The 6,696-nt window shown below is 76.2% G+C and carries 6 protein-coding genes; 2 read left to right on the forward strand and 4 right to left on the reverse strand.

Going from position 1 to position 6,696, the window contains the following annotated elements; genetic code table 11:
• Positions 1-46: 46 nt before the first annotated feature.
• Positions 47-871 (reverse strand): ABC transporter permease, encoded by an 825-nt coding sequence (locus tag CBZ_RS10045; RefSeq protein ID WP_130781425.1) that lies wholly within the window; start codon positions 869-871, stop codon positions 47-49.
• Entirely contained in the window at positions 868-1,878 is a 1,011-nt protein-coding gene (locus tag CBZ_RS10050) for an ATP-binding cassette domain-containing protein (RefSeq protein ID WP_130781426.1), read from the reverse strand. Before CBZ_RS10050 ends, CBZ_RS10045 begins: the two co-directional genes overlap by 4 nt.
• A 102-nt stretch (positions 1,879-1,980) precedes the next feature.
• Here CBZ_RS10050 and CBZ_RS10055 point away from each other — a divergent pair, with 102 nt between their 5' ends.
• Entirely contained in the window at positions 1,981-2,964 is a 984-nt protein-coding gene (locus tag CBZ_RS10055; RefSeq protein WP_130781427.1) for a helix-turn-helix transcriptional regulator, read from the forward strand.
• A gap of 34 nt (positions 2,965-2,998) precedes the next feature.
• On the opposite strand, the gene CBZ_RS10060 is transcribed toward CBZ_RS10055, so the two are convergent.
• Complete coding sequence (locus CBZ_RS10060) at positions 2,999-3,619, reverse strand: nucleoside/nucleotide kinase family protein (RefSeq protein WP_130781428.1); 621 nt, start codon at positions 3,617-3,619, stop codon at positions 2,999-3,001.
• A gap of 32 nt (positions 3,620-3,651) precedes the next feature.
• Complete coding sequence (locus CBZ_RS10065) at positions 3,652-5,100, reverse strand: mechanosensitive ion channel family protein (RefSeq protein WP_130781429.1); 1,449 nt, start codon at positions 5,098-5,100, stop codon at positions 3,652-3,654.
• A gap of 341 nt (positions 5,101-5,441) precedes the next feature.
• Between CBZ_RS10065 and CBZ_RS10070 the strand changes: the two genes are divergently transcribed.
• Positions 5,442-6,353, forward strand: a complete 912-nt coding sequence (locus CBZ_RS10070) for a DNA-3-methyladenine glycosylase family protein (RefSeq protein WP_246013245.1) — start codon at positions 5,442-5,444, stop codon at positions 6,351-6,353.
• Positions 6,354-6,696 lie beyond the last annotated feature (343 nt).

The following is a 6,696-nucleotide window of genomic DNA, read 5'->3' on the forward strand; positions in this document are numbered from 1 at the left end:
GTCGCGCCTCCTCAGGGAAGACGCGCGACCGCCGGCGGGTGTGAGGTCAGTCGGTGGACCGCACGATGGTCCGCACCCCGACGACGAGCCCGAGGGCCGCGGTGGCGAGCGCCGCGACCCACCCGGCCGCGACCGCCGACGCCGTGAGGTCACCGGCGAACAGGGCACGCTCGGCGTCGACGACCCAGCGCAGCGGGTTCACGGACGACGCGACCTGCATCCACCGCGGCCCGCCCTCCAGGGGCAGGAGCATGCCGGACAGGATGAGCAGCGGGAACAGGACGGTCTGCTGCACGACCCAGAACATCCACTCCTGCTTGCGGACGGCGATGGCCAGCGCGTACGACAGCGAGCCGATGCCGATGCCGAGCACGGCCAGCATGAGGATGCCGAGGACTCCCCCGACGGGGTCGGCGCGGAACCCGAACGGCAGCATGACCAGGACGACGATCACGGCCTGCGCGGTGAGCGGGACGAGCTCCTTGAGCGAGCGGCCGACGAGCTGCGACGAGCGCGACAGCGGGGTGACGAGCATCCGTTCGTGCGCGCCGGTCTGCATCTCGAACTGCAGGTTCGAGCCCGTGGTGGACGTCCCGAACAGCGTCGTCATGACGAGGATCGCGGGCACGAACCACTGCCAGACGTCCGCGCCGGACAGGCCGCTCTCGCCGACCGACCCGACGAGCAGCGGGCCGAACAGCCCGAGGAAGACGAGCGGCTGGATGAGGCCGAACACGACGGAGAACGGCTCGCGGACGACGGGGCGCAGCTCGCGGGTCATGACGAGCCAGACGTCGGAGAACCAGGACCGGCGTGCGGGACGGGCGGTCGTCGGGGTGGTGGCGGGCGGGGTGAGCGTCGCGGTGGTCATGCTGCGTCCTTCCGGTCCTGCGGGGTCGGGTCGGTGGTGGCGGCGGGCCGGGCGCCCTCGTCGCGCAGGCTGCGGCCGGTGAGGGCGAGGAAGACGTCGTCGAGCGTCGGCCGGATCGCCCGGGCGGACGCGACCACGAGGCCCGCGGCGGACGCCTCGACGACGACGGTCGGCACGGCGGCCGCGGCGTCGGCCACGCGCGCCTCGACGACGGACCCGTCGACGGTGACGTCGCGCGCGCCCGGCAGGCGCGAGACGAGCGCGGCGACCTGTGCCGTCGCGTCGGCGCCACGGACCTCCAGGACGAGCCGGTCGCCCGCGAGGGTCCGCTTGAGGCCGTCGGCGGTGTCGTCCGCGATGACCTGCCCGTGGTCGACGACGACCACGCGCTCGGCCATGGTGTCGGCCTCGTCCAGGTAGTGCGTGGTGAGGACGATCGTCATGTCGTGCTCGGCGCGCAGCCGCAGGATGTGCTCCCACAGGTTGGCGCGGGTGTGCGGGTCGAGGCCCGTGCTCGGCTCGTCGAGGAAGAGCAGCCGCGGCGCGTGCACGAGGCCCAGCGCGACGTCGAGCCGGCGGCGCTGGCCGCCGGACAGGTCGGAGACCTTGCGCGCGGCGAGCGGCTGCAGGTCGAGTGCGTCCAGCAGCTCGGCCGTGCGACGGCGGGCGGTCCGGGCGTCCAGGCCGTAGATGCGGCCCTGCGCGGTGAGCTCGTCGGCGGCGCGCTGCACGTGCCCGGCGCCGTTGCCCTGGCCGACGTAGCCGATGTTCCGGCGGACCGTCGCCGGGTCGGTCGTGACGTCGGCGCCCGCGACGGTCGCGGTGCCCGCCGTCGGGCGGACGAGGGTCGTGAGCATGCGCATCGTGGTGGTCTTGCCGGCGCCGTTCGGGCCGAGCACGGCGACGAGCTCGCCGGGCGCGACGTCGAGGTCGATGCCGCGCACGGCGTGCACGGTCTCGGTGCGGCTCACCACGAAGTCCTTCGTGAGCCCGCGGGTGCGGATCATGGGCTGTCTCCCGTCCATCAGGGGTCGTCGTCCAGGTACGTCACCCATCGTTCCGGGGGTAGCGGTCAGATCCTGTCCGCTACTGCATGGCACCCTGAGGTCATGTCGACACCGTCCGGACGCCTGCTCGCGCTGCTGTCGCTGCTCCAGTCCCGCCGCGACTGGCCGGGCGACGTCCTCGCCGACCGCCTCGGCGTCAGCCCGCGCACCGTGCGCCGCGACGTCGACCGGCTGCGCGACCTCGGCTACCCCGTGCACGCGAGCAAGGGCCCCGACGGCGGGTACCGCCTCGACGCGGGCGCGCACATGCCGCCCCTGCTGCTCGACGACGAGCAGGTCGTCGCGCTCGTCGTCGCGCTGCGCACCGCGTCGACCGGCGTGACCGGCGTCGACGAGGCCGCGCTGCGCGCCCTCACCACCGTCCGGCAGGTCATGCCCGCGCGGCTGCGCGCCGCCGCCGACGCGCTCGAGGTCACCGCCGTCGCCCGCCACCCGCAGCGCGAGCGGCCCCAGGTCGCCGCCGACGTCCTGCTGGCCGTCGGCGCGGCCGTGCGGGCCCACGAGGTGCTCCGCTTCGACTACGAGGGGGGCACGTCAGCACCGGTCGGCGACGGTCCCGACGCGTTCCGGCCGCCGCGGCGCGCCGAGCCGCACCACCTGGTCACGTGGGGCGGGCGCTGGTACCTCGTCGGGTGGGACCTCGACCGCGCCGACTGGCGCACGTTCCGCGTCGACCGCATGACGCCGCGCACCCCGTCCGGGCCGCGGTTCGCCCCGCGCGACCTGCCCGGTGGCGACGTCTCGACGTTCGTCGCCGAGCGGCTCGGGCGCGCCCTGCCCTGGCCGTGCGTGGGCGAGGTCGAGCTCGACATGCCCGCCGACGACGTGCGGCGGTGGGCCGCGCGCGGTGCGCTCGTCGAGGACCTCGGCGGCGGCCGGGCGGGGCTCGTGCAGGGCGCGTGGTCGTGGGACGCGCTCGCGGCGACGGTCGCGCTGTTCGGCGTGCCGCTGCGGGTCGTGGGGCCGGTCGAGCTGCGCGACGCGGTCGTGCGGCTCAGCGCGCGGCTCGGCGCGGCCGTCGCCTGAGCCGTCGCGCTCTCGCCCCCCCGGCGTCTGCCGCTCAGACGACCGGCGGACGCTCGACCAGTGCCGGGTGCGCGGGGTCGTCGACGCGCGCCACGACGTCCGCGACGTCCTCCGGGCCCACCTCGGCCGCGTACCGCGCGAACGCGGGCAGCATCCACCGCTCCTCCTCCGGGAGCCGCCGCGCGAGGGTCGCGGGCCGGACCGCGAGGTGCACCGTGAGGTCCGCGGGCAGGCCGCGGCCGAGCAGGAGGTCGCCGTCGAGCACCAGGACCGCACCCGGCGGTGCCTGGACGGGACGCGCCCGCGTCGCCCGGTCGGCCACGGCGTCCCACAGGCTCGGCAGGTACCGGCCCGACGCGGCGAACGGCCGCAGGACCTCCCGCACGAGCGCGCCGACGTCGAGCCGGTCCTCCAGGTACGCGTCGGGATCGTGCCGCCCGTGCTCCAGCCGGACGGACGCGGGCCGCAGGAAGTCGTCGGCCCGCACCCGCGCCACCGCACGGCCGGACGCGCGCAGCGGGCCGACGAGCGCGTCCGCGAGGTCGCCGGGCCGGGTCGGCGGGGCGCCGTCGACCAGGACGACGCGACGCCCGTCCGCCGGGACGCGCGCCAGGACGACGTCCCGCAGGACGTCCCACGTGACCGGGCGGACCACCGGCGCCGGCGAGGGCGCCGAACGCCCCGACGTCACGGCTGCGGCCGCCCCTCGTCGTCCTCCGCGTGCTGCTCCCGCTCGTCGAACACGTCCTGGCCCGGACCCTGGAAGGACCGCGAGCGCTCGAGCGCCTCGATGCTGCCCGTGAAGAGCCGGGCGTCCGAGGTGGTCGCGGGGAGCAGGACGGTGTCGTCGACCTGCCGGTCGTCCCGGTCGCGACGGCGGCGCGGCGGTTGGTCCGTCTCGCCGACGGCCGTCGGGGACGCCGCGGTGGGCGTGCCCGCGGTGGGCACCGACGGGGAGGGCGACGTCGCGGCGGACGCTGGTGCGGCGCTCCCCCGGTCCTCGTCGACGGGGCCGCGGGACTCCCAGCGGGTGCGCGGCAGACCCTGCGGCGCCTCGCGCTGCAGCCACCCGACCAGCCCCTCGCGCACGTAGCAGCGCAGGTCGAACAGCGTCGGGGCGTCGCGCGCGCTGGCCAGCACCCGCACCCGCACGGCACCGCCCACGGCGTCCGTGACCTGCACGATCCCGACGCGCCCGTCCCACAGGTCCGTCGCGCCGAGCAGCCGGTTGAGCTCGGCCCGCATGGCGTCGACGGGCACCTGCCAGTCGAGGTCGAGCTCGACGGTCCCGAGCAGGTCGGCCTGCCGCCGCGTCCAGTTCTCGAACGGGGTCGTCGTGAAGTGCGTCGACGGCAGGATGAGGCGCCGGTCGTCCCACACATGCACGACGACGTAGGTGAGCGTGATCTCCTCGATCCGCCCCCACTCGTCGTCGACGACCACGACGTCGTCCACCCGGATCGCGTCCGTGAACGCGAGCTGCATGCCCGCGAACACGTTCGCCAGCGAGCTCTGCGCCGCGAGGCCCGCGACGATCGACAGCAGCCCGGCGGACGCCAGGAGGCTCGCGCCGAACGCGCGCGCCGACGGGAACGTCAGCAGGATCGCCGCGATCGCGCAGATGACGAGCACCGCGACCGTGATCCGCCGCAGCAGCTGCACCTGCGTGCGGACGCGGCGCGCGCGCCGGTTGTCCTCGACGTCGATCCGGTACCGCGCGAGCGCGGCGTCCTCCAGCACGAACGCGAGGCTCCCGACGAGCCACGCGAGCGTCACGATGAGCAGGATCAGCAGGGCGTGCTCGACGGTGACGCGCCAGGGCGCCGGCTCGGTGCTGAGCCTCAGCGCGACCCACACGCCGACGACCAGCAGGACCGCACGCGTGGGCCGTCGGGACCTGCGGGTGAGGTCGGCCGCGACCGTCGAGCGGCGCGCGAGGCGGCGGACGAGGACGCCGATGAGGGTCGCGAGCAGGTACGCGGCGACGACGCCGGCGGCGACGGCGAGGACGGGTCCGACGACACCGCCGACCTCCTCGACGACCGAGTCGTCCGGCACGGCGGACGACACGGCGGGGGCGGCGGCGGGCACGGGACCGGACAGGGCGACCGCTGGGAGGACGAGCGTGGGCGGCATCCCGTCAGCGTAGGCAGCGCTCCCCGCGACGCGCCTTCCCGAACCTCCGGCCCGTCACCACCACGGCCCCGCATGCAGACGCCCCGCCCCCGACGAACGGGGACGGGGCGGTCGAGAGGCGTCTCGCCGGCACGAGGCGTGGCGCTCTCCCTGAACCCTGACGGGCGGCCCGGCTCTCGCCGTGACCCTCGGCACGCAATGTTCCGCAGACTGGCCGAGCCCCGGCTGCTTCGGGACCTCGGCTGTGCACCATTTGACCACTCCTTGGCCGATCACGCACCCCAGACGGGCGTCCAGGACCGCCAGATGGTCTGTCGGTGCCCACATCTAGAGTCGGCCCGGTGAGTGCTTTGCCGCCGCAGGGGCCCGACCAGGCATCGACGCGCCGTCGCTCGACGCCTCCGGACGACGCGCACGGGTCCGCCCGGTTCGTCGCCCGGACACCTGTCGACGCCGCCCCGCTGCTCGCCTCGCTCGCGGCGCACGCCGTGCCGGGCGTCGAGGTCGTCGACGGTGCCACGGTCACGCGCGTCGTGCACGCGGACGGCGGCCCGGTCGTGGTCACGGCAGAGCTCGCCGACGGCCGGGTCGAGCTGCGCGGCGACCTGCCCGTCGCGACGCTGCGGGCCCTCGCGCACCGGTGGTTCGGGCTGGACGACGACCTCGACGCGGTGGCGGCCGCGTTCGCGGACGACCCGGTGGTCGGGCCCCTCGTCGCGCGACGCCCGGACGTCCGGGTCCTCGGCCACCTCGACGGCTTCGAGGCGACGGTCACGACCGTCCTCGGCCAGCAGGTCACGCTCGCGGCCGCGCGCACGTTCAGCGGCCGGCTCGCCGCGGTGTGGGGGCGGCCGGGACCGGGTGCCCTGCTCACGTTCCCGCGCCCGGCCGACCTCGCCGCCGTCGACCCCCGCGACCTGCAGGCCGCCGTCCGGATCACGACGGCCCGGGCCCGGACGCTGCACGCCGTCGCGGTCGCGTTCGCCGACGGGCTGGAGGTCACCCCGGGTGTCGACCCCGTCGAGACGCGTCGCCGGCTCCTCGCGCTGCCCGGCATCGGGCCGTGGACCGTCGAGTACCTGGCGCTGCGGGTGCTCGCCGACCGCGACGCGCTGCCCGCGGGCGACGTGGTGCTGCGGCGGGCGCTGGGCGTCGAGGGGACGCGGGACGTCGAGGCCGCAGCGGCGCCGTGGCGGCCGTGGCGCGCGTTCGCCGCGATCCACCTGTGGACGGCGCACGCGTACGCGCTGTGACGGGACGGCGTCGGGGCCGCCCGGCGCGCGTCGACGAGCGGCCGCCTGTCCCCACCCGAGGAGTCCTTGCGCCGGTCAGAGCCGCGATCCGGTGTCGGTGCCGTCACGATCCGGTCACCTTTGCGTCCCTGCCTCACGATCGGGACACGTCGGGCCCGCGACGGCCGTCGTCCCCCTAGCGTCGCCGCCATGACGACCACGACGAGCGACCGTCCCACCCGTTCCGCCCGCACGGTCCGACGTGCGGCCGTCCTGGCCGCCGCGCTCGTGTGCGTCGCCGCGCTGGCCTCGGGCTGCTCGGCGGGCGGCGACGCGTCGTCGGGCGCGGCCGACGCCGCCGCCG

The organism is Cellulomonas biazotea (genome assembly GCF_004306155.1).
GTDB lineage: Bacteria > Actinomycetota > Actinomycetes > Actinomycetales > Cellulomonadaceae > Cellulomonas > Cellulomonas biazotea.